General features: G+C 42.6%; 1 protein-coding gene. It reads left to right on the top strand.

The window, feature by feature from the left end:
- Window positions 1–14: 14 nt before the first annotated feature.
- The coding region (locus tag Q5762_RS37635; protein ID WP_315896811.1) for a hypothetical protein at window positions 15–326 on the top strand (312 nt) is incomplete at its 3' end.

A 326-nucleotide genomic window follows, 5' to 3' on the forward strand; every position in this document is an offset into this window, starting at 1 on the left:
ACTTACCACAGTTGATGAAGCAAGCGAAAGGTTGGATTGAGCAGGAGTCTTGCTTTATTGAGCCGTTAAAACCGTCAACGGCAAAGGGCCGTATTATTCATCATCGGACATTGTTACCGACAGAGCTAACACAAAATGTTATTCGCTATTGCCAAGAATCCCGAGTGCTCGACATTGATGAGATATTGATTGCAGCGGTGACATCTGCACTAGGTAAGTGTTATCAAAAAGAAGCGATTAAGCTGAATTTAGAATCTCATGGTCGTGAAGAGTTTGACGCTGCACTGAACCTTACGCAAACCATAGGCTGGTTTACTACTGAATTT

The organism is Streptomyces sp. P9(2023) (genome assembly GCF_032436795.1).
GTDB lineage: Bacteria > Actinomycetota > Actinomycetes > Streptomycetales > Streptomycetaceae > Streptomyces.